The sequence below is a fragment of the Actinomadura rugatobispora genome (genome assembly GCF_055379765.1).
In genome coordinates this window covers 9,673,416-9,700,285 of the sequence record NZ_AP029191.1, presented here as the reverse complement: position 1 = coordinate 9,700,285, position 26,870 = coordinate 9,673,416, and the positions used below count along the sequence as shown (strand labels likewise).

Genomic DNA, 26,870 nt, shown 5'->3' with positions numbered 1-26,870 from the left:
GATCCGTGATCATGACGCGCTTGGAGCCGGTCAGCTCGGGAACGAAACCATCTGATCAGTGTACGTGACGCCGGCGGCCGGTCCCGGCCATGCCGAGGCCGCCCGGCCCGTGCGCGCCGCCGCCCGGCGGCGGCGCCGCATGGCGGCACCGCCACATGATGCCGCCACATGAAGCGGCACCACACGAATACGGCACCACCACACGAAGGAGTGTGCGTCCGATGACCCATCTCACCAGCAACCCGCCGGTGGGCACGCCCACCTGGCTCGACCTGGGGATCCCCGATCTCGGGCGGGCCAAGGAGTTCTACGGGGGCCTGTTCGGCTGGGAGTTCCAGGACTACGGGCCCGAGGCGGGCCACTACCACGCCTGCCTGCTGCGCGGCGAGCCGGTGGCGGGGATCATGCAGCTCCCCGAGCCGACCGGCGACTACTGGTGGAACGTCTACTTCGCCACCGACGACTGCGACGGCACCGTCAAGCGCGTCACCGACGCGGGCGGCAGCGCGGTCGAGGCGCCCATGGACGTGATGGACCAGGGCCGGATGGCGATCCTCAAGGACCCGGTGGGCGCCCAGTTCGGCCTGTGGGAGGGACGCGCGCACATCGGGTCCCGGATCGTGAACGAGCCCGGCTCGTTCGTCTGGAACGAGCTGGTGACCGCGGACTCGGCACGGGCCGCCGACTTCTACCGGGCGGTGTTCGAGTACACGCTGGAGCCGATCCAGGGCGATATGGACTACACCGTGCTCCACCGGCCCGACGGGCAGAGCATCGGCGGCGTCATGGGCTCGCCCGGCGCCTCGTCCGGCTGGTTCACCTACTTCGACGTCGACGACCCCGACGCGGCGGCGCGCAAGGTCGGCGACCTCGGCGGCACGGTCGTCGACGAGCCCCAGGACACGCCCTACGGCCGGATCGGCACGGCCGAGGACCCGTTCGGCGTCAGGTTCCACCTGATAAGGCCGTCCGAGATGTAGCCGGCGCCGGGCACGCCGTGCGGGCGGTGCGGAGGTGGCGCGCCGCCCCCGCACCGCCCGCACGGCGCCCGTTCGCACGGCGCCGGGCGCGGGTCAGTCCTGGCGTTCGGCGGCCAGCCGCTGCCCGATGGTGTGGTGCAGCCGCTGCAGGCCGTTGGTGCCGAGCATGCCGACCTGGCCCTCCAGGTCGCGCAGCAGCGTGTCCTCGCCGGTCACGACCTCCGAGGACTGCATGAGGACGGTGCCCTGCCCGGTGAAGTCGAACTGGTGCTCCTCGCCCGAGGTGCCGCCGATGCCGAACACCATGCGGGCGGCGCCGAGCACGCCCCTCATGTACGAGTGGTCGTAGTGGTGGCACGGCGAGGGGCAGTCGGCCCAGCCCAGCAGCGCCTGCGGGTCGACCCGGATCGGCGGCTCCACGAAGTGGACCGGGCCGTTGGAGGCCGCCACGAACCGGCCCGTGCCGATCAGCGTGAGGAACCCCGGGATGATCGACTGCTTGAGCTCCAGCCCCGGCTCGAACGCCAGCAGGTTCCCGGCGCGGATGGTCAGGTTGCCCTGGTCCAGGTCGAAGGAGTTGACGTCGAAGCCCCGGTCGGCCAGCACCAGCTTGCCCTGCCCCTGGGCGACGATCCAGTCGTGCGCGTACAGCGGGGAGTGGAAGGTGGAGGCGACCAGGGAGTCCAGCGGGCCCGACGACAGCGCCTCGAACCTGATCTGCCCGTAGTAGGCGATCATCTTGCCCTTCTGCGCGAACCACTGGCCGTTCAGGTCCACGCTGAAGGAGTAGGCGTTGACGTTGTCGTTGGACGGCAGCGTCATCGCGTTGAACGTGGCGGGCGGCGCGGGCGGAGGCCCGGGAGGCGGCATACTCACGTCAGATCTTCCTCTCACTCGCCTGGACGTAGACGACGCCGGTGCCGCTGAGCTCCAGCTGGAAGCCCTCGCCCGAGCCGCGCCCGACCAGGTCGCGCAGCCCCACCGCGGTGGTCAGCTTGTTCTGCACCTGGCCGCGGTGGGCGACGTAGGCCTGCGGGTCGACGTGGACAGGCCGCTGCGGGTTGATGGGCATCTGCATGACGCCGCCGTGCGACAGCAGGGCGCACGACCCGTGCCCGCTGAGGGTGGTGGTGAACAGGCCCTGGCCGCTGACCGCGCCGCGGATCACGCCGCCGATCCCGCCGTCCTTGCCCATGAACATGGTGCCGACCTGCAGGGTGGCGTCGTGCACCAACAGCCGGTCGGCCTCGACGACCAGCGTGTCGGCGCCGTTGAGCTCGATGACCTCCACGTACAGCCCGGCGTGCCCGAACATCGCGGTGCCCTGCCCGGTGACGTGCATCATCGAGGTGTGCTCTCCGGCGACGGCGCGGCCGAGGGCGCCGCCGAGGCCCTGCCCGGAGGTGCTGGTGGGCGCGAACGACACCCGTCCGCTGTAGGCCAGCATCGCGCCGCGCTTGCTGTAGACCTCCCGGCCCGGCGCGATCGCCACCTGGAGCATCTTTGAGTTGATCGACTCGTATCCGGGCATGCTCAGATCTCCAGAATTCCGCCGCGCTCGGCCGGCTGGACGTAGACCAGCCCGTGCCCCTGGTACCGGAACTGCACGCTCTCGCCCGAGCCCTGCCCCAGCACGGTGCGCCAGTTGACGTCGGTCACCACGTCCTGCTGCAGCTGGCCGTGGTGGGCGACGTAGGCGTGCGGGTCGACGCAGAGCGGCATCTGCGGGGTCACCTCCAGGGCGATCGCGGGGCCGTTGGACAGGATCGCCACCGTGCCGTGCCCGCCGACCTTGGTGGTGGCCAGGCCCTGGCCGGTGCCCATGCCGCGGAGGCCGACGAACTCCACCCCGGTCTGCAGCTGCCCGTCCAGCGCCAGCAGGCTCTCGGACTCCACGAACAGGGTGTCGCCGGTCAGCTGCACGAGCGTGACCTCGGTGGCCTCGCTGGCCAGGTAGACGGTCCCCTGGCCGCTGATCTCCATCAGCGTCATGCCCTCGCCGGCGATGCGGCGCTTGAGCGCCCCCCGCAGGCCCTCGCCACCGGTCATACCCTGCCGCTTGAAGGACATCTGCCCCTCGTAGGCGACCATGGACCCGTTCAGCGCTCTGATCGTCTCGCCGCCCAGATCGACGGCCAGCATCTTGGAGCCGTTCATTCGGAATTGCGCCACGAGGCCACAAGATACCGGGTGGAGCGGCCGCGTCCCCCGGTCACGCGCACGGACATGGTTTCGCTTGGTTTCGGCGCGGCACGCGGCTTTGGGCACGGCGGGTACGACCCTGTGCCAGGGAGGCGCAAAATCTCGCGCGTTGCAGGCGCCGTTCGCGGTACAGATCAGGAAGGATGGCGTTCATGTGGATCGCCCCCGAGAACCGGAGCCTCAGCCGGTGGATCGTGCCCGGGATCGTGCTCGGCGCCGGCGCGGTGGTCGCGACGGTGCTGGCCACCGACGGCCGGACGGAAACGGGACTCATCGCGCTGGCCGTGCTGGCCGGGTACGCCGCCGCCCTGGCCTACCGCCGCAACGAGCCGGCGCTGACGATCAGCGAGGGGTTCGGCACCGGCCACCGGGCCCGCGCCCACCTGCGCGCGGCCGCCATGACCGGCGACGTCGTCACGGCGGCGCTGGTGGCCGCGGTGGTGGTGCAGGGGCTGCGCGGCGCCGACATCATGCCGTACGTGTGGCCGGCGGCGCTGGCGGGAGGCACCTACGCGCTGTCGGCCATGGCGAGCGCCCGCGCCCTCTGAGCGCCGCGCCCCCGAAGGGCCGCCCGAGCGACTCCGGACGCGCCGCCGAAAACGGGCCCCCGAACGCGCCGTCGGGGGTGTCCCGCGCGGGTGCCGGAACGACGGTGACGGAGCGTCAGCGGCGGCTCGCGCATACGCGGTGACCAGGGACGTCGCCGACGAATTGTGCGTAAACATCTCCTAACAAGTGCGCTTTCATCCGTTTTAGTACGGCATGATGCGGATGTGTCAGCCGTTGATGTCCTGCTTCCCTCCCGGGCGGTGTTCCAGCCGGTGGTCGATCTCGACACCGGGCATGTCGTCGCGGTCGAGACCCATGCGGGCCCTCCGGCGGCGCAGACCCCCGAGGACCCCCGTTCCCCCCACTACCCCGCGCTGCGCATCGACCCGGCCGGCGAGGACGTCCGCCGGGCCGTGGCCGCCGCCCGCGCCACCGCGGACCTGCGCACCCGGCTGCCCCTCCAGATCGGCCTGCGCGCCGAGACGCTCGGGCTCGGCGAGGCCTTCCTCGGCGAGCTGCACCAGGGCCTGGGCGAGGCCGGCCGCCGCCCGCACGAGATCATCCTGTGCGTCCACGGCGGCTTCCCGCCCGCGCAGCGGCCCGCCGTCGCCACCGCGATCCGCAAGCTGAGGCAGGCCGGGTACCTGATCGGCCTGGCCGGGCTCGGGGCCGTGCACGCCCCGCTGGACCTGCTGGTGGAAGGCTCGCCCTACCTGGTCAAGCTCGACCCCGAGCTGGCCCGCCGGGCCGGCGCCGACCCGCGCCGCGCCGCGCTGGTCACCTCGCTGGTGGAGCTGGCGCACCGGCTGGGCGTCCACGTCCTGGCGCCCGGCCTGGCCAGCGAGGAGCAGGTACTGGCGCAGCGCGAGCTGGGCGTCCGCCTCGTCCAGGGGCCCGCCCTCGCCCCGCCCGAGTGGCGGCCGGGCATGCGGGTCACGGTGCCGGTGGCGGCGCGGGAGGAGCCCCGCCGCGAACGGCCGGAGGCGCTCCTCGGCCCGCGCGTCTCGGAGTTCACGCTGCCCGCGGTGACCGTGGCGCACACCGCCACCGCCGACGAGGTGCTCGAGGTGCTGAACGCCGAGACCGGCACCACCAGCGTGGTGCTGATCGACGAGCGGCAGCGGCCCAGGGCCACCGTGGACCGCACCCGGTTCCTGCTGCGGCTCTCGGGGGCGTACGGGCACGCCCTGTACGCGCAGAAGCCCGCCGGCATCCTCGCCGACGTACCGCGCCTCGTTCCGCGGACCGTGCCGGCCATCGCGGCCCTGCGCGCCGCCGGCCAGGAGAACGACCGGGTCTACGACGACCTGGTCGTCACCGACGAGCTCGGGCGCTGCCTGGGCATCGTCCGGGTCGCCGACCTCATCCGCAGCCTCTCCCCCTGACGCCCCCCGATCTGAACCGCCGGTCTGAACCGCGGGCCGGAGCCGCGGGCGGAGCCGCGGCCGGGGCAGCGGCTACGGCGTGGGCCCGGACTCTCGGCCGGGCGGGGCGCCCGCGGCCGTCTCCTGGGCGAGGATGGCCGCCTGCACGCGGCTGCGCAGCCCCAGCTTCCCCAGGATCCGGCTGACATGGGTCTTGGTCGTGGTCTCGGCCATGTCCAGCCGCTCGGCGATCTGCACGTTCGACAGGCCCTCGCCCAGGCAGGCGAACACCTCCCGTTCCCGCGGCGTCAGGTCGGCCAGCACCGCGGGCGGGGCCGCGGGCGCCGGACCGGCCGCGAACGCGCCGATCAGCCTGCGGGTCACCCTGGGGGCGATGATGCCCTCCCCCGACGCCACCGTGCGCACCGCGTCCACCAGCCGGTCGGCGTCGACGTCCTTGAGCAGGAACCCGGCGGCCCCCGCCCGCAGCGCGCCGAAGACGTACTCGTCCACGTCGAAGGTCGTCAGCACCAGCACGTCCGCGATCCCGACGATCTCCCGGGTGGCGGAGATCCCGTCCAGGCGGGGCATCCGGATGTCCATCAGCACCACGTCGGGGCGCAGCTCCCGGGCCAGCGCCACCGCCCGCTCCCCGTCGGCGGCCTCGCCGACCACGGTCATCCCGGGCGCGGAGCCCAGGATCAGCACCAGCCCGGCCCGGACGGCCGCCTGGTCGTCGGCCACCAGCACCCTGATCACGCGTTCTCCCTCTCCACCTCGACCGGCAGCTCGGCGCGCACCCGCCAGGCGCCGTCGCACGGCCCGGCCTCGAACGTGCCGTCCAGCATCGCCGCCCGCTCCCGCATCCCGATGAGCCCGGCGCCCGAGCCGGGCAGCCGCGGGCCGTCCGGCCCCAGCGGGCTGCGCACCTCGACGACCACCCTGTCGCGAAGGTAGCCCACCTGGACCAGGGCCCTGCCGGGGCCGCCGTGCTTGAGCGCGTTCGTCAGCGACTCCTGCACGATCCGGTACGCGGCCAGCTCGACCGCCGCGGGCAGCTCCGGCGGCTCGCCGCGCACCTCCAGCGCGGCCGTCAGATCCGCGCGCCGGGTGTGCCCGACCAGCCGCTCCAGCCCCTCCAGCCGGGGCGCGGCGGGCGGATCGCGGTCCTCCTCCTCGCCCTCCCGCAGCAGGCTGATCATGCGCCGCATCTCGGCCAGCCCCTGGACGCTGTTCTCCCGGATGATCTCCATCGCCCGGTTGAGCGCCTCCCGGTCCAGGTCGGGCACCTTCAGCACGGCCGAGGAGTGCAGCGCCACCGCGCTGAGATGGTTGGCGATCACATCGTGCAGCTCGCGCGCCATCCGGGCCCGCTCGGCGTTCACGGCGCCGCGCCGGTCCAGCTCGGCCAGCCGCGCCATCTGCTCGGCCCGCTGCCGCTCGGCCTGCGCGGTGAACCGGTGCTCGCGCACCGCCATCGCGGTCATCACCGGCATGAACCAGGTCACCCCGGCGATCGCCGCGACGATCACGGTGAGGCTGACGCTGTGCGTCGTGACCAGCGCGAAGCCGCTCAGGGCGAGCGTGCCGGCGGCGGTCGCGGCCAGCAGCCGCTCGGCGGTGCGCCGCCGCCCGTAGAGCGACGCCGCGTACAGCAGGTCGCCATAGATGATCGCCGAGGCGAACCCCGGTCCCAGGACCAGATCGGCGATGTTGAACGGGGTGGCGGCCAGCAGCGCCATGCGCGGGGCCGTGCGGCGGAACGGTATGGCCGCGACCAGGCCGAGCAGCGGCAGCACCCGCCAGCCCTTCCCCGCGTCCCAGCCCTGCGCCCAGGTCGCGTACCCCTTCGCCGCGATCAGCAGGAGGCCGCCCGCCAGCGCGACCACGGCCACGAGCGTGTCGTTCCGGGTGACGCGCGGGAGGCGCACGGGTGGTCTCGTCGATCGCACCCTCCCATCTCAGCATCCCCCGGGAGCGCTCCGCCTCCGCCTGGATGACGGCGCGCCGTACATCGTTCGGACGACCCCCGTTTTCGGCATCCGTGAGGAGGCGCGGGCCCCGCCGCCGCGACACCATCGAAGGCAGGACCGACCAAGGGGGAACGTTGCTGCTCGCGCTGATCGCCGCCAGCGAGATCGGGTTCTGGCTGCTGCTGCTCGCCGGTCTCGCGGTGCGCTACCTGCTGGGCCGCCGCCGGCTCGGGGCCGCGCTGCTGATGTGCGTCCCGCTGCTGGACGTCATCCTGCTGACCGCCACCGTCGCCGACCTGCGCGGCGGCGGCACGGCGAACTTCACCCACGGGCTGTCGGCCGCCTACCTGGGCTACTCGGTCGTGTTCGGGCGCAGCATGATCCGCTGGGCCGACGAGCGCTTCGCGCACCGCTTCGCGGGCGGGCCGCCGCCCAAGGGCAAGCCCAGGTACGGCCGCGCCCGCGTCCGCTACGAGTGGCGGGAGTTCGGCAAGGCGTCGCTGGCCACGGCCATCGCCTGCGGCGTGCTGCTCAGCATGATCGTGATGGTGGACGACACGGCCCGCACCGAGGCGCTGCTGGGCTGGACGCAGCGGCTGCTGACGGTGCTGGCGATCTGGTCGATCTGGCCCATCAGCCACACCCTGTGGCCCGCCAAGCCCAAGCCCGGCGAGGAGGAGCCCGCCGCAGGCCAGGCGCACGGCGCGTCCGCCACCCACCGCTGACGGCCCGGAAACGGCGGCGCCCCGCCACCTCGCGAAGAGGCGGCGGGGCGCCGGCGGTCGTTCGGGCCGGACGTCGAAAGCGCGTCAGACGTTGAAGCCCAGGGCGCGCAGCTGGTCCCGGCCGTCCTCGGTGATCTTGTCCGGGCCCCACGGCGGCAGCCAGACCCAGTTGATCTTGACGTCCTTGACCAGCCCGTCCAGCGCGCTGGCGGCCTGGTCCTCGATCACGTCGGTGAGCGGGCAGGCCGCGCTGGTCAGCGTCATGTCCAGGGTGGCGACCTCGTCGGCCAGGTTCACGCCGTAGACCAGGCCGAGATCGACCACGTTGATCCCCAGCTCGGGGTCGACCACGTCGCGCAGGGCCTCGAGGATCTCCTCCTCGGCCTCGTTCGAGGTGACGGCCGTGGTGCCCGCGGCGGCCTCCGCGGCCTCCGCGGCGTCCGTGCCGGTGGTGTCTGCGGGGGTGTCGCTCATGATGCCTCTCCGAGTGCTCGGGCGGTCGCGTCCTTCCACGCCATCCAGGCGAGCAGGGCGCACTTGATCCTGGCGGGGTACTGCGAGACCCCGGCGAAGGCGACGGCGTCCTCCAGGACGTCCTCGTCCGGCTCGCCCTGACCGCGCGACTGCATCAGCGCCAGGAACTCCTCGCCGACCGCCATCGCCTCCTTGACGGACTTGCCGATGATCAGATCGCTCATCACCGACGCGCTCGCCTGGCTGATCGAGCAGCCCATGGCGTCGTAGGACACGTCCGCGACGCGGGCGTCCTGCCCCTCGCCGTCGAGGTGCACGCGCAGGGTCACCTCATCGCCGCACGTGGGGTTGACGTGATGCGCCTCGCCCTCGTACGGCTCCCGCAGCCCCTTGTTCAGGGGGTTGCGGTAATGATCCAGGATGACCTCCTGGTACATCGCCTCGAGCTGCATGTCGTCCTTTTCTCCTCCGAGGGGCCGTCAGTGCGTGCCGAAGAACTTCTGCGCGTGCCGTACCCCGTCGGCGAGGGCGTCAACGTCGGCGAGGGTGTTGTAGAGGTAGAACGTCGCCCGCGTGGTCGCCGGGATGTTGAAGCGGCGGCAGATCGGCCACGCGCAGTGGTGCCCCACCCGGATCGCCACGCCCAGCTCGTCCAGCACCTGCCCCACGTCGTGCGGGTGGATGTCGTCCACGGTGAACGACACCGCGCCGCCGCGCGCGTCGGTGCTGAGCGGGCCGATCAGCCGGACGCCGGGGATCTCCCCGAGCCGCTCCAGCGAGTAGGCGACCAGCGCCTCCTCGTGCGCGTGCACCCGGTCCATCCCCAGCTCGGTCAGGTAGTCGCAGGCCGCGCCCAGGCCGATCGCCTGCGCCGTCATCGGCACCCCGGCCTCGAACCGCTGCGGCGGCGGCATGAAGGTCGAGCCCTCCATCCGCACCACCTCGATCATGGACCCGCCGGTGATGAACGGCGGCATGGCCTCCAGCAGCTCGCGGCGGGCCCACAGCACGCCGATCCCGGTCGGGCCGAGCATCTTGTGCCCCGAGAACGCCAGGAAGTCGACGCCCAGCGCGGCCACGTCGACCGGCTGGTGCGGGACCGACTGCGCCCCGTCCAGCAGCACCAGCGCGCCCACCTGCCGGGCCCGCGCCGTGATCAGGTCGATCGGCGGCACCGTGCCCAGCACGTTGGACTGGTGGGTCAGCGCGACCAGCCTGGTCCGCTCGTTGATGATCTCGTCGAGGTGCTCCAGGTCGAGCCGGCCCTCGTCGGTGATGCCGAACCAGCGCAGCGTGGCCCCGGTCCGCTGGCAGAGCTGCTGCCAGGGGACCAGGTTCGCGTGGTGCTCCATCTCCGAGACGACGATCTCGTCGCCGGGGCCGACCTTGAACCGCTCGGACTCAGGGCCCGATGTCGCCGCGTTGCTCATCGCGTACGCGACCAGGTTGATGCCCTCGGTCGCGTTCTTGGTGAACACCAGCTCGCCCGGCACCGCCCCGATGAACGTGGCGATGGTGGCGCGGGCGTCCTCGTACCGGCCGGTGGCCTCCTCGGCCAGCAGGTGCGCCCCGCGGTGCGGCGCCGCGTTGTGGCGCTCGTAGAACTCCCGCTCGGCGTCCAGCACCCGGACGGGCTTCTGCGATGTCGCCCCGGAGTCGAGGTAGACCAGGTCGCGCCCGCCGCGCACGGTGCGCTGGAGCAGCGGGAAGTCCTTCTTGAGCTCTTCGGGGAGCAGGGTCATGCCGATGCGCCCGCCTTCACGTACTTCTCGTAGCCCTCGTTCTCCAGGGTGTCGGCCAGCTCCGGGCCGCCCTCGGCGACGACCCGGCCGCCGGCGAACACGTGCACGAAGTCGGGCTTCACGTACCGCAGGATCCGGGTGTAGTGGGTGATCAGCAGCACCCCCGTCTCGCCGGAGCCGGAGAACCGGTTGACGCCCTCGGAGACGACCTTGAGGGCGTCCACGTCCAGGCCCGAGTCGGTCTCGTCCAGCACCGCGATCTTGGGCTTGAGCAGCTCCAGCTGCAGGATCTCGTGCCGCTTCTTCTCGCCGCCGGAGAAGCCCTCGTTCAGCGAGCGCTGCGCGAAGGCCGGGTCGATGGACAGCGCGTCCATCGCCCGCTTCATCTCCTTGGAGAAATCGCGCAGCTTCGGCGCCTCGCCCCGGACGGCGGTGACCGCCGAGCGCAGGAAGTTCGACACCGACACGCCGGGCACCTCGACCGGGTACTGCATGGCCAGGAACAGCCCCGCGCGGGCGCGCTCGTCGACGCTCATGCCCAGCACGTCCTCGCCGTCCAGCGCGACCGAGCCGGAGGTCACCTCGTACTTGGGGTGGCCCGCGATCGCGTACGCGAGGGTGGACTTGCCCGAGCCGTTGGGGCCCATCAGCGCGTGCGTCTCACCGGCCCGCACGGTCAGATCGACCCCGCGCAGGATCTCCTTGCTCCCGTCGGCGCCGTCGGCGACGGAGACGTGGAGGTCGCGAATCTCTAGGGTGGTCATGATCTTGTATCTCTCAGTCGTCTCTCAGTCGCCGGAGCCCAGCGAGACGTACACGTCGCCGTCCTCGACCTTGACCTTGTACGTGGCGATCGGCTGGGTCGCCGGCGGGTTGGTGGGCTTGCCGGTGCGCAGGTCGAAGCAGGACCCGTGCAGCCAGCACTCGATGGTGCCGTTGTAGACCTCGCCCTCGGACAGGGAGACCTCGGCGTGCGAGCAGATGTCGTTCACCGCGTGCACGGCCTCGCCGGCGCGCACCAGCGCCACCGGCGTGTCGTCGATCTCGACGCCGAGCGCGCCGTCCGCGGGAATCTCGGTCAGGGCGCACACCTTGACGTACCCGTCCTGGGAGGCCGTCCCCCCGGCCCCCGCGGGCTTCGCGTCCGAGGTCATCTCTCCCGGGCTCCCCGGTCGAGCTCGGCCTCGATCGCCTCGGCCACCTTCTCGCGGACCTCCTCGACCTCGATCCGCTCGATCAGCTGGCCCAGGAAACCCCGCACCACCATGCGCCGGGCGTCGTCGTAGGTGATCCCCCGCGCCTGCAGGTAGAACAGGTGCTCGTCGTCCAGGCGGCCGGACGCCGAGGCGTGCCCCGCGCCCGCGACCTCACCGGTGAGGATCTCCAGGTTCGGCACCGAGTCGACCCGGGTGCCGTCGGTCAGCACCAGGTTGCGGTTGAGCTCGTAGGTGTCGGTGCCCTCCGCCTCGGCCCGGATGATCACGTCGCCGATCCAGACCGCGTGCGCGTCCCGGTCCTGCAGCGCGCCGCGGTAGTCGACGCGGCTGCGGCAGTGCGGCACGGCGTGGTCGACCAGCAGCCGGTGCTCCAGGTGCTGGCCGCCGTCGGCGAAGTAGACCCCGTACAGCTCGGCGTCGCCGCCGGGCTTGTCGTAGGACACCGTCGGGGAGATCCGCACCAGGTCGCCGCCCAGCGTCACGTTGTGCGAGACGAACCGGGCGTCGCGGCCCAGCAGCGCGTGCTGGTGGGAGACGTGCACGGTGTCGTCGGACCAGTCCTGCAGGCTGATCACCGAGAGCCGGGCGCCGTCGCCGACGACGAACTCGACGTTGTCGGCGTAGGTGGCCGGGCCGCGGTGGCTGAGCACCACGGTGGCCTCGGCGAACGGCTCCAGGAGCACGGTGGTGTGGCCGTAGGCCGCCGCGGAGGCGTCCTCGCCGCGCAGCCGCAGGACCGTCGGCCGGGACGCGACCGTCTCCTTCGGCACGGTCACCACCATCGCCTGCGTGAACGAGGCCCAGGCCTGCGCGCTCACCCGGTCGGCGGGCACGTACGCCTTGCCCAGCCGGGCGTCGTCGCGCCCGACCGACTCCACCCGCACCTCGGGCGCCGCGTCGGCCTCGACGATGACCTTGCCGTCGGGCTCGGCGGTGCCGTTGTGCAGGCCGCGCAGGCGGCGCAGCGGGGTGAACCGCCACTCCTCCTCGCGGCCCGTCGGGACCTCGAAGTCGGCGACCTCGTAGGAGGCCCTCTCGTGCAACGTCGAGAGAGGCCGTGTCTCCAGCCCCATCAGCCGACGGCTCCTTCCATCTGCAGCTCGATCAGCCGGTTCAGCTCCAGGGCGTACTCCATGGGCAGCTCGCGCGCGATCGGCTCGACGAACCCGCGCACGATCATCGCCATCGCCTCGTCCTCGTTGAGGCCCCGGCTCATCAGGTAGAACAGCTGGTCCTCCGACACCTTGGAGACGGTGGCCTCGTGGCCCATCTCCACGTCGTCCTCGCGGACGTCCACGTAGGGGTAGGTGTCGGACCGGCTGATCTGGTCGACCAGCAGCGCGTCGCACTTCACCGTGGACCTGCTGTGCTCGGCGCCCTCCTGGATCTCCACCAGGCCCCGGTAGCTGGTGCGGCCGCCGCCGCGCGCCACCGACTTGGACACGATCGTGCTGGAGGTGTTGGGCGCGGCGTGCACCATCTTGGCGCCGGCGTCCTGGTGCTGGCCCTCGCCGGAGAACGCGATCGACAGCGTCTCGCCCTTGGCGTGCTCGCCGAGCAGGTAGACCGCCGGGTACTTCATGGTGACCTTGGAGCCGATGTTGCCGTCGACCCACTCCATGGTGGCGCCCTCGTAGGCGACGGCGCGCTTGGTCACCAGGTTGTAGACGTTGTTCGACCAGTTCTGGATCGTGGTGTAGCGGACGCGGGCGTCCTTCTTCACCACGATCTCCACGACCGCCGAGTGCAGCGAGTCGGACTTGTAGATCGGAGCGGTACAACCCTCGACGTAGTGCACGTACGAGCCCTCGTCCGCGATGATCAGGGTCCGCTCGAACTGGCCCATGTTCTCGGTGTTGATCCGGAAGTATGCCTGCAGCGGGATCTCCACGTGCACGCCCGGCGGCACGTAGATGAACGACCCGCCCGACCACACCGCGGTGTTGAGGGCGGCGAACTTGTTGTCGCCGACCGGGATCACCGAGCCGAAGTACTCCTGGAAGATCTCCGGGTGCTCGCGCAGCCCGGTGTCGGTGTCCAGGAACAGGACGCCCTTCTCCTCCAGGTCCTCACGGATCTTGTGGTAGACGACCTCGGACTCGTACTGGGCCGCGACCCCGGCGATCAGCCGCTGCTTCTCGGCCTCGGGGATGCCCAGCTTGTCGTAGGTGGCCTTGATGTCGGCGGGGAGGTCCTCCCACGTCGCCGCCTGCTTCTCCGTGGAGCGCACGAAGTACTTGATGTTGTCGAAGTCGATCTCCGACAGGTCCGCCCCCCAGCTCGGCATCGGCTTCTTGCCGAACAGGCGCAGACCCCTGAGGCGCAGGTCGAGCATCCAGTCGGGCTCGCCCTTCTTGCCGGAGATGTCGCGCACGACCTCTTCGTTCAGGCCGCGGCGCGCCGATGCTCCGGCCGCGTCAGGGTCGGACCAGCCGAACTTGTACCTGTCGAGCCCTTCCAGCTCCGGGTGGGCTGCCGTCGTCATATGGGGGTCCTCCCGGACTCCTCGTCGCTTGTGTCACCGTTCGACGCGTCCCCGGCCGCACCTGTCGGCGCGGACGGATCGGCGCCCGACCGCTCGCCGGCCGCGGCGGGATCGCCGTCCTCGTCCCCGTCCCCCCTGGTGAGGGAGCGGGGGCTGACGTGGGTGGTGCAGATCCCGTCGCCGTGGGCGATGGTCGCCAGCCGCTGGACGGGGGTGCCCAGCAGGCGGCTGAACGCCTCGGTCTCGGCCTCGCACAGCTGCGGGAACTCCGCGGCGACGTGCGCGACCGGGCAGTGGTGCTGGCACAGCTGCTCGCCCCCGCCGGGCCTGGGGCCCTTGGCGGCCGCGGCGGCGTAGCCGTCGCCGGAGAGCGCCTCGGCCAGCTTGCGCACCCGCTGGTGCGGCGGGGCGTCCCGCACCACCGGCAGGTAGCGGCGCTCCAGGTCGGCGATCTGCCGCCGGGCGAACTCCGATACCGCGCGCTCCCCCGCCTTCTCGGCGAGGAACCGCAGGGCGCTGGAGGCGAGATCGTCGTAGGCGTGCACGAACGCGCTGCGCCCGGCGTCGGTGATCGCGAACCACTTGGCCGGCCGCCCGCGGCCGCGCCGCGTCTGCGGCCGTGCCCGGCGGATCTCGATCATGCCCTCGGCCAGGAGCGCGTCCAGGTGGCGCCGGATCGCGGCGGGCGTGAGACCCACCCGGTCACCCAGCGCCGAGGCGGTGATGGGACCGTGTTCGAGCACGAGCCGGGCCACCCGGGCGCGTGTGTCGCGCTCGGTCACCCCGCTCGTCGTCTTCTCGCCCACGTTTTTCACAACATCAGTGTGCCGTAATTCCTTCCCGGCGACCAACGCCTTCCCGGATGTCATGGCTCACGCAGGTTAGCCTTACCTAACCTGCGATGATGCGATTCTCCGGCCCCCCGGGGGCGGGTCCGGCCAGGGCGCGTCGGATGGGACGCCGCCGGCGTTCGGATGCCGTGCCGCGCGACCCGGCTTCGCCCGGGGCGGACAGATTTTGCCCCGGGGCGGGCAGATCATGGTCGCGGCTTGAAGCGGCTTGAAGCGGCGTGGAATTCGTCGCCCGATCGAAGGGCGCGGGCGAACGGCCGTCCGATGCGGCGCGGGGAAGGCGTCAGGCGCGTCAGGGCCGCAGGCGCCCGCGGGGGCCGCGCGAGCGCGTCCCGGCCCTGTCCGCGTTCTGAGCCGCCACCAGCAAGGACACCACGACACCCGAGACCAGGAGCGCCCCCACCAGGGCCGCCGGGGCGACCGCCCGCAGCGACGCCAGGTAGCGCGCGAGCCGGCGGCGCGAGCCGACCTCGACGACCTCGATGCGCCGGACGACGCGCTCCGCCTCGGATCCGCCGGCGTTCTCCGCCGCGCCGTCGCCGCCCTCCGCGGAGCCGCCCTCGCGCTCCGCCGGGCCGTGGAGGCCGTCGGACACCAGGCGCCGGACGAGCTCGGGATCCTCCTCGGCCATGCGCCGGGCGATCTCGTTCAGCGTCCGGATCTCCTCTGCCGACAGCGCCATATCCGACCCCCAAAGGCCTACGGGTTGCGATGGTTCCAGTGCGCGGGTGACAAAGCAGGTTTATTTGCTTTTGTCACGCGTGTCCAATTTTTGACCTTGCCATTGCTGTGACCTGGATCACCCTCCACGGGACCGTTCCACCGCAGACCGGGGCACGCGCGCGCGGAGGCGTCCGGGGGCCGACCTAAACTCGGGTCCATGGCACCCCCTGGAGAGAGCGCGGTCGAGGTCGCGGACCTGGTCAGGCGCTACGGACCGGTCACCGCCGTGAACGGGCTCTCGTTCCGCGCCGCGCGGGGCGCCGTGACCGCGATGCTGGGCCCCAACGGCGCCGGCAAGACCACCACGATCGAGATCTGCGAGGGCTTCCGCCGCGCCGGCTCCGGGCTCGTCCGCGTCCTCGGGCTCGACCCGGCCGCCGACGGCAAGGCCCTCAAGCCCCGCGTGGGCGTGATGCCGCAGTCGGGGGGAGTGCCGGGCACGGCGCGGGCCGGCGAGTTCCTGCGCCTGATCGCCTCCTTCCACAGCCGCCCGCTCGACCCGGCCGCGCTGCTGGAGCGGCTCGGCCTGACCGGGCAGGCCCGCACCCCGTTCCGCAGGCTGTCGGGCGGCCAGCAGCAGCGGCTGTCGCTGGCGGTCGCGCTGGTGGGCAGGCCCGAGCTGGTCTTCCTGGACGAGCCCACCACCGGCCTCGACCCGCAGGCCCGCCACTCCACCTGGGAGCTGGTCGAGGAGCTGCGCGGCGCCGGGGTCTCGGTCGTGCTCACCACGCACTACATGGAGGAGGCCGAGCGCCTGGCCGACCACGTCGTCATCGTCGACCACGGGACGGTCGTGGCGCAGGGCGCCCCCGCCGACCTCGCCGGAGCGGAGCGGCAGCTGCGCTTCCGGGCGCGGCCCGGGCTGGGCCTGGACGAGCTGCTGTCGGCCCTCCCGCTGGGCAGCGCCGCCAAGGAGTCCCCGGCCGGCCACTACCTGGTCGAGGGCGACGTGCGGCCCGAGCTGCTGGCCACGGTGACCGCCTGGTGCGCCTCGCACGGCGTCATGGCCGAGGAGCTGCGCATCGAGCGCCGCACCCTCGAGGACGTCTTCCTGGAGCTGACCGGACGGGAGCTGCGCTCATGACCACCGCCGAGCCCGCACCCTCGTCCGCCGGACCTCCGCTCGACCTCTCCCCCGCGCCGGGCGCGGTCCCGCTGCCGCGGATGATCCTCGCCCAGGCCGGCTACGAGCTGCGGACCCTGCTGCGCAACGGCGAGCAGCTCCTGCTCACCATGATCATCCCGGTGGTGCTGCTGGCGCTGTTCGGCGGGACGTCCCTGCTCGACCTGGGCCCGGGCCCGCGCGTCGACTTCCTGGCCCCCGGCGTCCTCGCGCTGGCGGTGATGTCGACCGCGTTCACCGGGCAGGCCATCGGCACCGGGTTCGAGCGCCGCTACGGCGTGCTCAAACGGCTCGGCGCCACGCCCCTGCCGCGCTCCGGGCTGATCGCCGCCAAGACCCTCACCGTGCTGGCCGTGGAGGCGCTCCAGGCCGCCGTGATCTGCGCGGTGGCGCTGGCCATGGGCTGGAGCCCGCACGGCGACCCGGTGTCGGCGCTGGCGCTGATCCTGCTCGGCACCGCGGCGTTCAGCGGCTTCGGCCTGCTGATGGCGGGCACGCTGCGCGCCGAGGCCACCCTGGCCGCCGCCAACCTGGTGTACGTGCTGCTGCTGGCCGTCGGCGGAGTGGTCTTCCCGTTGGAGCGCTTCCCCTCGGAGGTGCGCTCGGCGCTGGAGCTGCTGCCGATCTCGGCACTGGCCGAGGGGCTGCGGGACGTTCTCCAGCACGGCGCGGCGTTCCCTGGCGGGCCGCTGCTCGTCCTGGCGGTGTGGGCCGCGGCGGGGCTCGCCCTGGCCGCCCGCTTCTTCCGATGGGAGTGACGCCGACGGGCGGGGCCGTACAGAGCACGGGAAGGGACCCAGGAAGGGAACGGACGGGAGCGACGCATGGCACTGGCTGAGGCCCCCGGCTCCTACGGCCGTGCGGGCGGCTTCCCCGAGCGCCTGCGGCTGCTGTCGCTCGGCGCGCTCCCGCCGCCCGCCCTCATCCTGCTGGGCATCCTGTCGCTGCAGATCGGCGCGGGCATGGCCAAGCACATGTTCGACCGGATGCCGCCGAGCGCGATGGTGCTCATGCGGCTGCTCACCTCGGCGATCGTGCTCGGCTTCCTGGCCCGCGGGGCGCTCCGCGGCGTGCTGCGCGACCACTCCCGCACGAGCCTGGCCGTCGCCGCCTGCTTCGGCCTGTCGCTGGCGCTGATGAACTTCTCGATCTACCAGTCGTTCTCCCGGATCCCGCTGGGCATGGCGGTCACGATCGAGTTCCTGGGGCCGCTGCTGGTGGCGATCGTGGCCTCCCGCCGTCCCCGCGACCTGGTCTGGGCGGCGCTGGCCGGCGGGGGCGTGGTGATGCTGGCGCGCGGCGGCGGCGAGGCCGACCTGGTCGGCATCGGCTTCGCGCTGCTGGCCGGGGCCTGCTGGGCCGCCTACATCCTGCTCAGCGCCGCCACCGGGCGGCGGTTCGCCGGGTCGTCCGGGCTGGCGCTGGCCAGCGTCGTCGGCACGTTCGCGATCCTGCCGCTGGGCGTCGCCGAGGGCGGCTCCGCCCTGCTCGACCCGCGGCTGCTGGCGCTCGGCATCGGCGTGGGGCTGCTGTCGTCGGTGATCCCCTACTCCCTGGAGCTGGAGGCGCTGCGCCGGATGCCCCCGCGCGTGTTCGGGATCCTGATGAGCCTGGAACCGGCGGTGGCCGCGCTGGTCGGCGTGGTGGTGCTGGGCGAGATCCTCACCGGGCGGCAGTGGGTGGCGATCGCCTGCGTGATCGTCGCCTGTGCCGGGGCCACCCTGGGCCCGGCGAAACCGCCGCCCGCCGCCGAGCCCTGACGCCCGCGGGCCGGCGCCGTCCCCGGGCGGGCCCGGGCGGCCTGGGAGCCCGGGCGCGGTGGCGGGAGGCTCGGCGGAGGTGAAAGGATCCGTGCAAGGATCATCGCAGGACGCGTGTCGGCGAGGAGTTCGAGAGGGGTCACCGTGACCGGCTGGGCAGAGGATCAGGGACTGCCGCCCGAGTACTTCGAGGCGGGCGCTCCGTCGTTCGTCGACTTCCTGCGGGTCCATTCGCCCGAGTCGCTCCCGGTCAACCGGGTCCCGCGGGACGGCGGCGCCGGGCTCGAACTGCCCCACGGCACCACCGTCCTGGCGCTGACGTTCCCCGGCGGCGTGATGATGGCCGGCGACCGCCGCGCCACCCGCGGCCACCAGATCGCCTACCGCGAACTGGAGAAGGTGCAGCGCGCCGACGAGTACTCGGTCGTCGCCTTCGCCGGCACGGTCGGCCTCGCGCTGGAGATGGTCCGGCTCTTCCAGGTCGAGCTGGAGCACTACGAGAAGATGGAGACCGTGCCGCTGTCGCTGCCGGGCAAGGCCCGCCGCCTCGGCGCCGTCATCCAGGCCAACCTCGCCCAGGCGCTGCAGGGCCTGGCGGTCGTCCCGCTGTTCGCCGGGTACGACCCCGACACCGGCGAGGGCAGGATCTTCACCTACGACATCACCGGCTCGCCGCAGCCCGCCCGCGACTTCCACGCCGAGGGCTCGGGCTCGCCGTACGCCGCCGGCTCCCTCAAGAAGCTCTACCGGCCCGACCTGTCGGTCGAGGACGCGGCCGAGGTGTGCGTGCAGGCGCTCTACGACGCCGCCGACGACGACACCGCCACCGGCCTGCCCGACCGCACCCGGCGCATCTACCCGGTGGTGTCGGTCGTCACCGCCGACGGCTACCGCAGGCTGCCCGAGGAGCAGGTCGCGGAGATCGTCGACCGGGTCGTGGAGGCCCGCCACGAGCGTCCCGACGGGCCGGTCGCGCCGCTCCGCTGACTGTCGTACCCCCGCCCTAGACTCGCGGTATGGCACGGGCGAACGAAGAGGCCGCGGCACTCATCCAGGAGCTGGCGGACCTGCTGTCGATCACGGGCGGCGACGCCTTCAAGATCAGGGCGTACGAGAAGGCGGCGCGGGCGATCGCCGGGCACCCCGACGACATCGCCGGCATGGACCTGGCCGGGCTGCGCACCATCCCGACGGTCGGCGAGGCGATCGCCAAGAAGGTGCTCGACTACACCACCACCGGCACCATCCGGCAGGTGGAGGAGCTGCGCGCCCAGATCCCCGCGGGCGTCCGCGCCCTGACCGCGATCCCCACCCTCGGCCCCAAGAAGGCGCTGGCGGTGTACGAGGAGCTCGGCATCGCCTCGGTGGGCGAGCTGGCCGACGCGATCCGCGCGGGGCGGCTGCGCGGCCTCAAGGGCTTCGGCGCCAAGACCGAGGAGAACATCCTGCACGGCATCGAGCTGATGCAGCAGTCGGGCGAGCGGGTCCTGATCGACGTGGCCACCGATCTGGCCGAGGAGATCACGGCCGCCCTGTCCGCGGTCACCGGCTGCCTGCGCTGCACGTACGCGGGCTCGCTGCGGCGGATGCGGGAGACGATCGGCGACATCGACGTCCTGGTCGCCGCCACCGAGCCCGGCCCGATCATGAAGGCGTTCACCGAGCTGCCGATCGTGGCCGAGGTCATCGCGAGCGGCGAGAAGAAGACCTCCGTCCGCACCGCCAAGGGCCTCCAGGTCGACCTGCGGGTCGTCCCGCCGGAGTCGTGGGGCGCCGCACTGCAGTACTTCACCGGCTCCCAGGCCCACAACATCCGCACCCGGGAGATCGCCGTCCGCGCCGGTCTCAAGCTCTCCGAGTACGGCCTGTTCGACGCCGAGTCCGGGGAGCTGATCGTCTCCGAGACGGAGGAGGAGGTCTACGCCCGGCTCGGCCTGCCCTGGATCCCGCCCGTCCTGCGGGAGGACCGCGGCGAGATCGAGGCCGCGCTCAAGGGCGCGCTGCCGCGCCTGGTCACCGTCGAGGACCTCCGGGGCGACCTGCACTCCCACACCGACCTCACCGACGGCGTCGCCACGCTGGAGGAGATGGTGGAGGCGGCCGCCGCCCGCGGCCTGGAGTACTACGCGATCACCGACCACGCGCCCAACCTGTTCATGCAGCGGATGACCGACGAGAAGATGCTCGCCCAGCGCGACCAGGTCCGCGCGCTGCAGAAGCGCCATCCCGATCTCACCCTGCTGCACGGCACCGAGCTCAACATCGACCCCGACGGCGGCGTCGACTGGGACGCCGGCTTCCTGGCCGGTTTCGACATCTGCGTGGCGTCGATCCACTCCCACTTCACCCAGGACCAGGCCGCGATGACCCGCCGCCTGGTCCGCGCCTGCGAGAACCCGCACGTCCATGTGATCGGCCACCCCACCGCCCGCTCGATCGGCAGGCGCCGCCCGGTCGACGCCGACTGGGACGAGGTCTTCAAGACCGCCGCCCGCACCGGCACCGCCCTGGAGATCGACTCCTTCCCCGACCGGCTCGACCTGCCGGAGGACCTGATCCGCCGCGCGCTCCACCACGGCGTGAAGTTCGCCGTCGACACCGACGCCCACTCCCTGGGCCACCACCGCAACATCCGCTACGGCATCGGCACCGCCCAGCGCGGCTGGCTGACCCCTGACGACGTCATCAACACCTGGCCGCTGAAGGACCTCCGCGCCTTCCTCAACAAGCCCGCCTGACCGCCGAAGCCCCGCCTACCACCCCTGACACCGCGGAATCGCGCTGCGTCCGCCGGGCCGTCCCGAGGTCGCCAGGAGGCCCGGCGACGGCCGCCGATGTCCGAGCGGCTGACGGTCGGCGGACCGTCCCGCGAACACCACCCCGCGGGGGCGTGTCCTGGACACCCGGCCGAGATCTCGCGAGGGCGGCCACCAGGATCGCGCTGGAGGCCAGGCCGACCTGGTCCGCGGCGAACGCCTGGCAGGGCCTGCCAGGACGTGGCCGCGCCGCGATCTGACCCCCGTCCGCGTCCCGGCGCTCAACCTCCCGGACCCACGACCCTCGACGGCGTGAGCACGATCAGGGGGTTCCGCCGGGTTGCAGGGTGGTCAGGGCGGCCAGGACTTCCGAGGCGGCCGCCGGGGGAAGGTCGCCGAAGGTGAGGCCGGCCGTCTCGGCGAAGGTGTGGTCGGTGAGCCGGACGGCCTCGATCACCTGCTCGGGTACGAGGTCGCCGCCGTCGAAGTGCAGGCCCGGGTTCAGGTCCACGACGACGTGGCGGGCGCCGGGCAGGACGCGGGAGACGCCGCCGGGGGTTCCGCGGTCCCAGCCGCGGTGCGACAGCGCCAGGACCCGTGTCGTCCGCACCTTGAGGCCCTCGAAGCGGGCGAGGCGGGCCGAGGCCCGTTCCTCCGCGCTGAGGGCGTAGGTGGGCCGTTCGAGCTGCGGGAACGGCTGCAGGATCTCGTAGTCGCCCAGGAGCGTGCGCCAGGCGGCCAGGTCGTCGCCCAGGTCAAGGGGGTGCGCGATCCGCACGGTCGCGGTGCCGGGAAGGGTGAACGGCTCGTCGCGGACGTCGGCGAACGTGCGGTCCTCGGCGACGCGGAAGGCGTCTCCGGCCAGCCAGACCAGGCGGCGGGCGATGTGCCAGACCAGCGGATGGTCGACGAACAGCGCCCGGAACTCGCCGGCCGTCCAGCCGCGGCCGGCGACCATGGCCGCCTCCAGCCGCCGGACCTGCTCGGCGGACGCCTCGCGCGCCACCTTCCGCATCGAGGAGAAGCGCCGGTGGGCGGCCGGGGCCAGATCGGGATCGTCGCCGGCGGCGGGCTTGGGCAGGGTCGTGCGGCGGCGGCCGTCCCCGTCGACGGCGAAGGGCTGCAGCGCCTCGTCGAAGCCGACGGTGAAGCGGCGCGGGCCGTAGTCGAGGGTCATGCTGCCGTCGGGGTCGAGCCCGAAGTCGGGGACGAAGCGGTCGGCGAGCCGTTCCGGGGTCAGCCCGCGCGCCGCCGCGATCTCCTCGATCTTGTCCTTGGCGCGGGCCCGCAGGCCCGTGGACCGCACGTGCCCGGCGAGGGCGTGCAGGTGCATGAGGGCCAGGTCGGTGCCGATCGCGGCGAAGACGTCCAGCTCGGTCACGGCCCGCCTGTGGTGGGCGTCGCCGGGCCAGGCGCGGACGGCGGCGGCCAGCGCGCGCACCGTGCCGTCGTCGCCGAGCACGCCGAGCTGCTCCAGGGCCCAGCCGTCCTTGGCGGGCGCGCCGTGCCGCTCCCAGCGTTCGAACAGGGCCCACCCGAACTCGGCCAGGGACCTCCGGTCGCACAGCTCCCGGACCACGTCCAGGCCCGCGTACGCCTCACCCGGCCGCGACATCGCCAGCATCGTGATCACGTGCCCCGCGGCGGTCGCCGGGAGGGCGCGCCCGCGCCCTCGCAGCAGGATCTGGGGGAGCGCGCCCGCGTCGGCCCAGTCGCCCACGGCGGGCGCGCGGGCCGGGAGGATGTCCAGGGGGTCGGCCGCCAGTAGCGCCTCGATCGCGCCGGCCGCCTCGGGGCCGAGGTCGCGCGCGGCCGCCGCGATCTCCTCGGCGCCGTGCCGGGCGGCCAGCAGCCGCAACGCCCCCTCGGCCTGCTTCCGGGCCTTCCCCGCCTTGCCCAGCGCGGCCGGGAACAGCATCCGCGCGGCGCCGGCGCCGTGCCTGCCGAACCAGGTGATCGCGGCGTGCCGCGCCGTCTTCCGCTGCGCGAGCCACTCGGCCATCAACGTCGCGACCTCGGCGTTCAGGTACGGCAGGAGCACGCGGGCGCAGGTGCCGGGATTGCTCCGGACGGCGGTCATCAGCAGCGGGAGCGCGTCGAACCCGTACCGGCCCACGACCGATTTCATCCACGAGACGTCGTCGGCGTTCCAGAAGAAGTGGGGGTCGTGCCTTTCGGCGAGCATCGGCCGGACGATCTCCGGCGGCCCCTGCGCGACCAGGACGTCCCACCGGACGCGGCCGGCCCGGTAGGCCGCCGCCACCGCCGACCAGTCGCCGCCGGCCGGGTAGGGCCGGGCACCGCTCGGGAGGGCGAGGACCGACCACGCCTCCCGCTCCCCCTCGGCCCAGGTCATCCGCTGCTCGGCGGGCGGGGCCAGGCCGGTGACGACGACCGCCTTCGGCGCCTTGCGCCTGCGGGTCCACGGCGGCTCGACCAGCAGCCGGGGCAGGTCGCCCGTGTTCGCCTCGGGGAGGCGGACGTCGGCCGCGACGGCCTTCTCCACGGTCGCGCGGGCGTCGTCCGGGAGCGCGGGCAGGACGGCGGCGGCCACCTCGGGATGGGCCCGCACGTGCTCGGCGAGCGGCTCGGTGACACCGGCCTCGGCCAGCCGCCGCAGCGCCCGCGCCGGGTACCGCGCCATCGCCGCGATCAGCACGGGCCGGACGTACTTCTCGTCGATGCGCTCCACCAGCGCCCGGAACGCCTCGTCGGCCGGGATCAGGCCGAGCACCTCGAGCAGGCGCCTGCGCTCGGCCGCGTCGACGTGCCCCTCGTCCAGCGTCCGCGCGAACAGCGGAACGGCGTCGGCCGCGGCGGCGTCCGCCAGCGTCACCAGCAGGCTCATCGGGCAGTCGTCGCGGAAGAGCAGCCCGTCCTTCGCCAGCTGCCGAGGCGTGCTGTAGGCGTGCCGCAGCAGCCACCACCTGGGGCTCTCCCTGCCGTACGGTTCGTGGCACTCGTCCAGCCAGTCCTGCCGGGTGGGGATCAGGTACGAGGCGACGGCCTTCTGCGCCTGGGTCCCGCGGTGCGCGGCCAGCCGCTCGACGGCGTCCCGGTGGTCATCGTCGGCGGCCTCGGCCAGCAGGGTGCGCATGCGGCGGCCGGTCTCCCACCCCAGCCGGACGTCCTCGCCGGGCAGGATCCGCACCCTGGACGGCGGGAATCCGGCCCACGCGGTCGTGACCGTGCTGAGCTCGACCAGCGCGCAGGCCGCGAACGCCACCCCGTGCTCGGCGACCCACGCGTCGGCGAAGGCGCTCTGCGCCGCGTCGTCGGGGTACAGCCGGACCCCCTCGCCCCGGGCGGGGTCGGCCGTCGGCCGCGTCCACGCGGCCAGGGTGACGGCGGCGGCGCCCGCGGGGCTCGTCTCACCGGCCAGGTGCGCCCGCGCGCGCTCCACCCGTTCCGCGTCCCCGGCCAGCCGGTCCGGGACGGAGCCGGGGCCCGGGAACGCCTCGTCCACCAGCGCCCTGATCCACACCGCCGCGGACGCGTCGACCTCGACCGGGGCGCCCGCCGAACCGCCCCGCCGGGGATGCAGGTACGGCCGCAGCTCGGCGGGGAGCTCCAGGACGTCCTCGCCGCGCGCCGGGGCGTGTCGATCGCTCATGGGCGCACACCGTAGCCGCGCCGTCCGACAACCCGCCGGAACGCCGGGTCAGGCAGGCTGCGGCTGGCGCTCGGACGGCGCCGAGGCGTCCGGGACGGCGACGGGCCCGCGCTCCCGGGTGGCGAGGATCACCCGCAGCGCGGCGATCCACATCAGCGCGGCGCCGACCATGTGCAGGACGACCAGCGGCGCCGGAACGCCGGTGAAGTACTGAACGTAGCCGACCAGCCCCTGCGCCAGCTCGATCGCGAACAGCTCCATGGCCCGGCGCCGCAGCACGGCCGGGGCCTTCACCCGGTACAGGACCACCAGCAGCGTGATCGTGAGGACGACCGTGACCCAGGCGAGGAGGCTGTGGATCCGGGAGACGTCCTCGATGTTGAAGCCGTAGCGGCGCGAGTCGGAGTCGCCCGCGTGCGGCCCGGTGCCGGTGACGACCGTCCCGGCGACCAGGACGACCGCGGTGGCGGCGGCCAGGGCCACGGCCAGCCGCCGCACCGCCGGGCCCACCAGGTGGCGGGGCGGCTCGTCGCCCTCCCCCGCGCGCACCCACAGCGCCACGCAGAAGATCAGCAGCGCGGGCGAGACCAGGAAGTGCAGCGACACCGACGCCGGATGCAGTTCGGTGAGGACCACGATGCCGCCGATCATCGCCTGGGCGATCACGCTGGCGGGCTGGGCCGCGGCCAGCAGCACCAGGTCGCGGCGGCGCGGCCGCATCCGCAGCGCGGCGACGAACACCATCGCGCCCACGGCCAGCACCAGGAAGGTGAGCATCCGGTTGCCGAACTCGATCGCCATGTTGATCGTGGCGTGCTCGGGGTGCGGGGTCGGGACGAGGCTGTCCCCCGTGCACTTGGGCCAGGCCGGGCAGCCCAGGCCGGACTCGGTGACGCGGACGGCACCGCCGGTGCCGATGATGCCCGCGTTGCCGATCACGCCGAGCAGGGCCAGCAGCCGCATCGAGGCGGGCGTGGGGCGCCACACGGCGTCGCGTGCACGGGTCAGGGGATTTCCTACAGCCACGGCATTCATCGTATGGGCGGGGACCGAAAGCTCGGATCCGACCCCCGCCCAGCGCCCCTCACCAGGGAGCGCGCGGAGCCGTCCCGCCGCCGCCCGCGGGCGGCATGAACCCCGAGGGCTGCCGGGGCGCCCAGGGCGGGGCGTTCTGCGGCGGCGTGCGCAGGAACGCCTGGCGGGCCACCGACATCAGGCCGAGGAGGGCGTCACGGCGCGTCTCGAACCACCGCGGGTCGGCCACGCCGCGTTCGGCGCGCTTGTGCAGCAGGGCCAGCTCGGTGGCGGCGAGCTGGTAGTCGGTCATGGCGCGGGCGGCGCCGGGGCCGCCCACGCGCCGCGCCCAGCGGCGGGCGGCGCGGCGGCCGTGCATCCCGCGCAGCATCTGGACGTCGGCGGGCGTCACCAGCCCGGTCGCCGCGTACATGGGCAGGTAGGACTCGATGCGCCGGACGGTGGCCCGCCGCTCCACGAACACCACCGCGATCAGCGCGACGAGGATGAAGAAGTCCAGCACGTACACGACCGCCAGGCCGCCCAGGCCGAAGGAGGTGGCGCCGTTCCACAGGCCGTGCAGCACCATGGCGGCCAGCAGGCCCAGCACGGGCGCGGCGAACCGGCCGCGCCGGTGCGTGGCGGCCCAGGCCACGCCCAGCCCGATCATGGACGTGAACAGCGGGTGGCTGAACGGCGCGATGATCCCCCGGAGGATGAAGATGGCCTGCAGGCCGTCGGTGCCGCTCTCGTCGAACGCCCGCATGTAGTAGGTGACGTTCTCCATCATGGCGAAGCCGAACCCGACCATGGCCGCGTAGATGATGCCGTCGACGAACCCGTCGATCTCGTTGCGGCGGAACCACAGCATCCCGAACAGGACGGCGCCCTTGAGGGTCTCCTCCACCAGCGGGGCGCCGAACGTGGCGCTGACGAAGTGGGCCTTGTCCTCGCCGAAGACGGGGACGGTGACGTACAGCATGCCGAGGGTGTTGAACACCAGCGCGCCCAGCACGGCCACGCCCGCGCCCCACATGAACGAGAACAGCAGCATCCGCGGCGGCTCGGGCTCCAGCCGGTCGAGGGCGAGCACCAGGGCGATCAGCAGCGGGATCGGCAGGATGGCCAGGACCAGCCCCGCCCAGAATCCCGCCCCGCCGTACACGGCGTCGACGCCCAGCGCCAGCAGCGCGCACACCGACGAGACCGACAGCCCGATGATCAGAGCGATGGGCGGGCGCCCGGGCACCCGCCCCTCGAGCACCGCCTTCGGATCCACACGCGCCATTCCGTGAGCGTAACCGCCGTTTCCCGCTCAC

General features: G+C 73.1%; 26 protein-coding genes. 9 read left to right on the top strand and 17 right to left on the bottom strand.

Features of this window, described 5'->3' with window-relative positions; genetic code table 11:
- Positions 1–221: 221 nt before the first annotated feature.
- Positions 222–980 (top strand): VOC family protein, encoded by a 759-nt coding sequence (locus ACZ466_RS43640; RefSeq protein WP_378289123.1) that lies wholly within the window; start codon positions 222–224, stop codon positions 978–980.
- Positions 981–1,073: 93 nt separating this feature from the next.
- Here ACZ466_RS43640 and ACZ466_RS43635 read toward each other — a convergent pair whose 3' ends face one another.
- The 3 genes from ACZ466_RS43635 to ACZ466_RS43625 are packed head-to-tail and all read right to left on the bottom strand — an operon-like array spanning position 1,074 to position 3,152.
- Positions 1,074–1,850, bottom strand: coding sequence for an AIM24 family protein (locus ACZ466_RS43635; RefSeq protein WP_378289131.1), 777 nt, complete (start codon positions 1,848–1,850; stop codon positions 1,074–1,076).
- A gap of 7 nt (positions 1,851–1,857) precedes the next feature.
- The gene (locus ACZ466_RS43630) at positions 1,858–2,511 is read right to left on the bottom strand and encodes an AIM24 family protein (protein WP_378289121.1); all 654 of its coding nucleotides are present in this window, start codon (positions 2,509–2,511) and stop codon (positions 1,858–1,860) included.
- Between the two features lie 2 nt (positions 2,512–2,513).
- Positions 2,514–3,152: an AIM24 family protein gene (locus ACZ466_RS43625; protein ID WP_378289119.1), complete on the bottom strand. Its 639-nt coding sequence runs from the start codon at positions 3,150–3,152 to the stop codon at positions 2,514–2,516.
- A 182-nt stretch (positions 3,153–3,334) separates the two neighbouring features.
- On the opposite strand from ACZ466_RS43625, the gene ACZ466_RS43620 reads away from it, so the two are divergent.
- Positions 3,335–3,730: an ABC transporter permease gene (locus tag ACZ466_RS43620; protein WP_378289116.1), complete on the top strand. Its 396-nt coding sequence runs from the start codon at positions 3,335–3,337 to the stop codon at positions 3,728–3,730.
- A 225-nt stretch (positions 3,731–3,955) separates the two neighbouring features.
- Positions 3,956–5,116 (top strand): EAL domain-containing protein, encoded by a 1,161-nt coding sequence (locus ACZ466_RS43615; protein ID WP_378289114.1) that lies wholly within the window; start codon positions 3,956–3,958, stop codon positions 5,114–5,116.
- 72 nt (positions 5,117–5,188) lie between these two features.
- Here the strand turns inward: ACZ466_RS43615 and ACZ466_RS43610 are convergent, their stop codons facing one another.
- Together ACZ466_RS43610 and ACZ466_RS43605 are read right to left on the bottom strand one after the other, a co-directional pair.
- On the bottom strand, positions 5,189–5,854 hold the full coding sequence (locus ACZ466_RS43610) for a response regulator (RefSeq protein ID WP_378289112.1): 666 nt from the start codon (positions 5,852–5,854) through the stop codon (positions 5,189–5,191).
- On the bottom strand, positions 5,851–7,026 hold the full coding sequence (locus ACZ466_RS43605; RefSeq protein ID WP_378289109.1) for a sensor histidine kinase: 1,176 nt from the start codon (positions 7,024–7,026) through the stop codon (positions 5,851–5,853). The genes ACZ466_RS43610 and ACZ466_RS43605 overlap by 4 nt, the downstream gene beginning before the upstream one ends.
- A gap of 176 nt (positions 7,027–7,202) precedes the next feature.
- Between ACZ466_RS43605 and ACZ466_RS43600 the strand changes: the two genes are divergently transcribed.
- On the top strand, positions 7,203–7,793 hold the full coding sequence (locus ACZ466_RS43600; protein WP_378289107.1) for a hypothetical protein: 591 nt from the start codon (positions 7,203–7,205) through the stop codon (positions 7,791–7,793).
- A gap of 84 nt (positions 7,794–7,877) precedes the next feature.
- On the opposite strand, the gene ACZ466_RS43595 is transcribed toward ACZ466_RS43600, so the two are convergent.
- The 9 genes from ACZ466_RS43595 to ACZ466_RS43555 all read right to left on the bottom strand — a co-directional run bounded on the left by ACZ466_RS43595 (position 7,878) and on the right by ACZ466_RS43555 (position 15,244).
- The gene (locus tag ACZ466_RS43595; RefSeq protein ID WP_378289105.1) at positions 7,878–8,267 is read right to left on the bottom strand and encodes a metal-sulfur cluster assembly factor; all 390 of its coding nucleotides are present in this window, start codon (positions 8,265–8,267) and stop codon (positions 7,878–7,880) included.
- The gene (gene sufU / locus ACZ466_RS43590) at positions 8,264–8,719 is read right to left on the bottom strand and encodes a Fe-S cluster assembly sulfur transfer protein SufU (RefSeq protein WP_378289103.1); all 456 of its coding nucleotides are present in this window, start codon (positions 8,717–8,719) and stop codon (positions 8,264–8,266) included. The genes ACZ466_RS43595 and sufU overlap by 4 nt, the downstream gene beginning before the upstream one ends.
- Positions 8,720–8,746: 27 nt before the next feature.
- Positions 8,747–10,009 (bottom strand): cysteine desulfurase, encoded by a 1,263-nt coding sequence (locus tag ACZ466_RS43585; RefSeq protein WP_378289101.1) that lies wholly within the window; start codon positions 10,007–10,009, stop codon positions 8,747–8,749.
- Entirely contained in the window at positions 10,006–10,773 is a 768-nt protein-coding gene (sufC, locus tag ACZ466_RS43580; RefSeq protein ID WP_378289098.1) for a Fe-S cluster assembly ATPase SufC, read from the bottom strand. Before sufC ends, ACZ466_RS43585 begins: the two co-directional genes overlap by 4 nt.
- Positions 10,774–10,797: 24 nt before the next feature.
- Entirely contained in the window at positions 10,798–11,163 is a 366-nt protein-coding gene (locus tag ACZ466_RS43575) for a non-heme iron oxygenase ferredoxin subunit (protein WP_378289096.1), read from the bottom strand.
- Complete coding sequence (gene sufD, locus ACZ466_RS43570) at positions 11,160–12,299, bottom strand: Fe-S cluster assembly protein SufD (RefSeq protein WP_378289094.1); 1,140 nt, start codon at positions 12,297–12,299, stop codon at positions 11,160–11,162. Before sufD ends, ACZ466_RS43575 begins: the two co-directional genes overlap by 4 nt.
- Positions 12,299–13,711 carry a Fe-S cluster assembly protein SufB gene (sufB, locus tag ACZ466_RS43565; RefSeq protein WP_378289092.1) on the bottom strand — a complete coding sequence of 471 codons (1,413 nt, stop codon included), beginning with the start codon at positions 13,709–13,711 and terminating at the stop codon, positions 12,299–12,301. Before sufB ends, sufD begins: the two co-directional genes overlap by 1 nt.
- Positions 13,708–14,517, bottom strand: a complete 810-nt coding sequence (locus ACZ466_RS43560; RefSeq protein ID WP_378289089.1) for a helix-turn-helix transcriptional regulator — start codon at positions 14,515–14,517, stop codon at positions 13,708–13,710. Before ACZ466_RS43560 ends, sufB begins: the two co-directional genes overlap by 4 nt.
- A 337-nt stretch (positions 14,518–14,854) precedes the next feature.
- On the bottom strand, positions 14,855–15,244 hold the full coding sequence (locus ACZ466_RS43555) for a DUF3040 domain-containing protein (RefSeq protein WP_378289087.1): 390 nt from the start codon (positions 15,242–15,244) through the stop codon (positions 14,855–14,857).
- 198 nt (positions 15,245–15,442) lie between these two features.
- Between ACZ466_RS43555 and ACZ466_RS43550 the strand changes: the two genes are divergently transcribed.
- From ACZ466_RS43550 to polX, 5 genes are all read left to right on the top strand, one after another.
- The gene (locus ACZ466_RS43550; RefSeq protein ID WP_378289085.1) at positions 15,443–16,369 is read left to right on the top strand and encodes an ABC transporter ATP-binding protein; all 927 of its coding nucleotides are present in this window, start codon (positions 15,443–15,445) and stop codon (positions 16,367–16,369) included.
- Positions 16,366–17,166 carry an ABC transporter permease gene (locus ACZ466_RS43545; protein ID WP_378289083.1) on the top strand — a complete coding sequence of 267 codons (801 nt, stop codon included), beginning with the start codon at positions 16,366–16,368 and terminating at the stop codon, positions 17,164–17,166. Before ACZ466_RS43550 ends, ACZ466_RS43545 begins: the two co-directional genes overlap by 4 nt.
- A 66-nt stretch (positions 17,167–17,232) precedes the next feature.
- Complete coding sequence (locus ACZ466_RS43540; protein ID WP_378289080.1) at positions 17,233–18,168, top strand: EamA family transporter; 936 nt, start codon at positions 17,233–17,235, stop codon at positions 18,166–18,168.
- Between the two features lie 144 nt (positions 18,169–18,312).
- On the top strand, positions 18,313–19,155 hold the full coding sequence (prcB, locus tag ACZ466_RS43535) for a proteasome subunit beta (protein WP_378289078.1): 843 nt from the start codon (positions 18,313–18,315) through the stop codon (positions 19,153–19,155).
- 29 nt (positions 19,156–19,184) lie between these two features.
- Positions 19,185–20,906, top strand: a complete 1,722-nt coding sequence (gene polX / locus ACZ466_RS43530) for a DNA polymerase/3'-5' exonuclease PolX (protein WP_378289076.1) — start codon at positions 19,185–19,187, stop codon at positions 20,904–20,906.
- A 340-nt stretch (positions 20,907–21,246) separates the two neighbouring features.
- Here polX and ACZ466_RS43525 read toward each other — a convergent pair whose 3' ends face one another.
- Genes ACZ466_RS43525 through ACZ466_RS43515 form a run of 3 tightly spaced genes read right to left on the bottom strand, consistent with a single transcriptional unit; the run spans position 21,247 to position 26,839 of the window.
- Complete coding sequence (locus ACZ466_RS43525) at positions 21,247–24,537, bottom strand: DUF4132 domain-containing protein (protein ID WP_378289074.1); 3,291 nt, start codon at positions 24,535–24,537, stop codon at positions 21,247–21,249.
- A 48-nt stretch (positions 24,538–24,585) separates the two neighbouring features.
- Positions 24,586–25,572 carry a COX15/CtaA family protein gene (locus ACZ466_RS43520; RefSeq protein ID WP_378289072.1) on the bottom strand — a complete coding sequence of 329 codons (987 nt, stop codon included), beginning with the start codon at positions 25,570–25,572 and terminating at the stop codon, positions 24,586–24,588.
- Positions 25,573–25,621: 49 nt separating this feature from the next.
- Positions 25,622–26,839: a PrsW family intramembrane metalloprotease gene (locus ACZ466_RS43515; RefSeq protein WP_378289070.1), complete on the bottom strand. Its 1,218-nt coding sequence runs from the start codon at positions 26,837–26,839 to the stop codon at positions 25,622–25,624.
- Positions 26,840–26,870 lie beyond the last annotated feature (31 nt).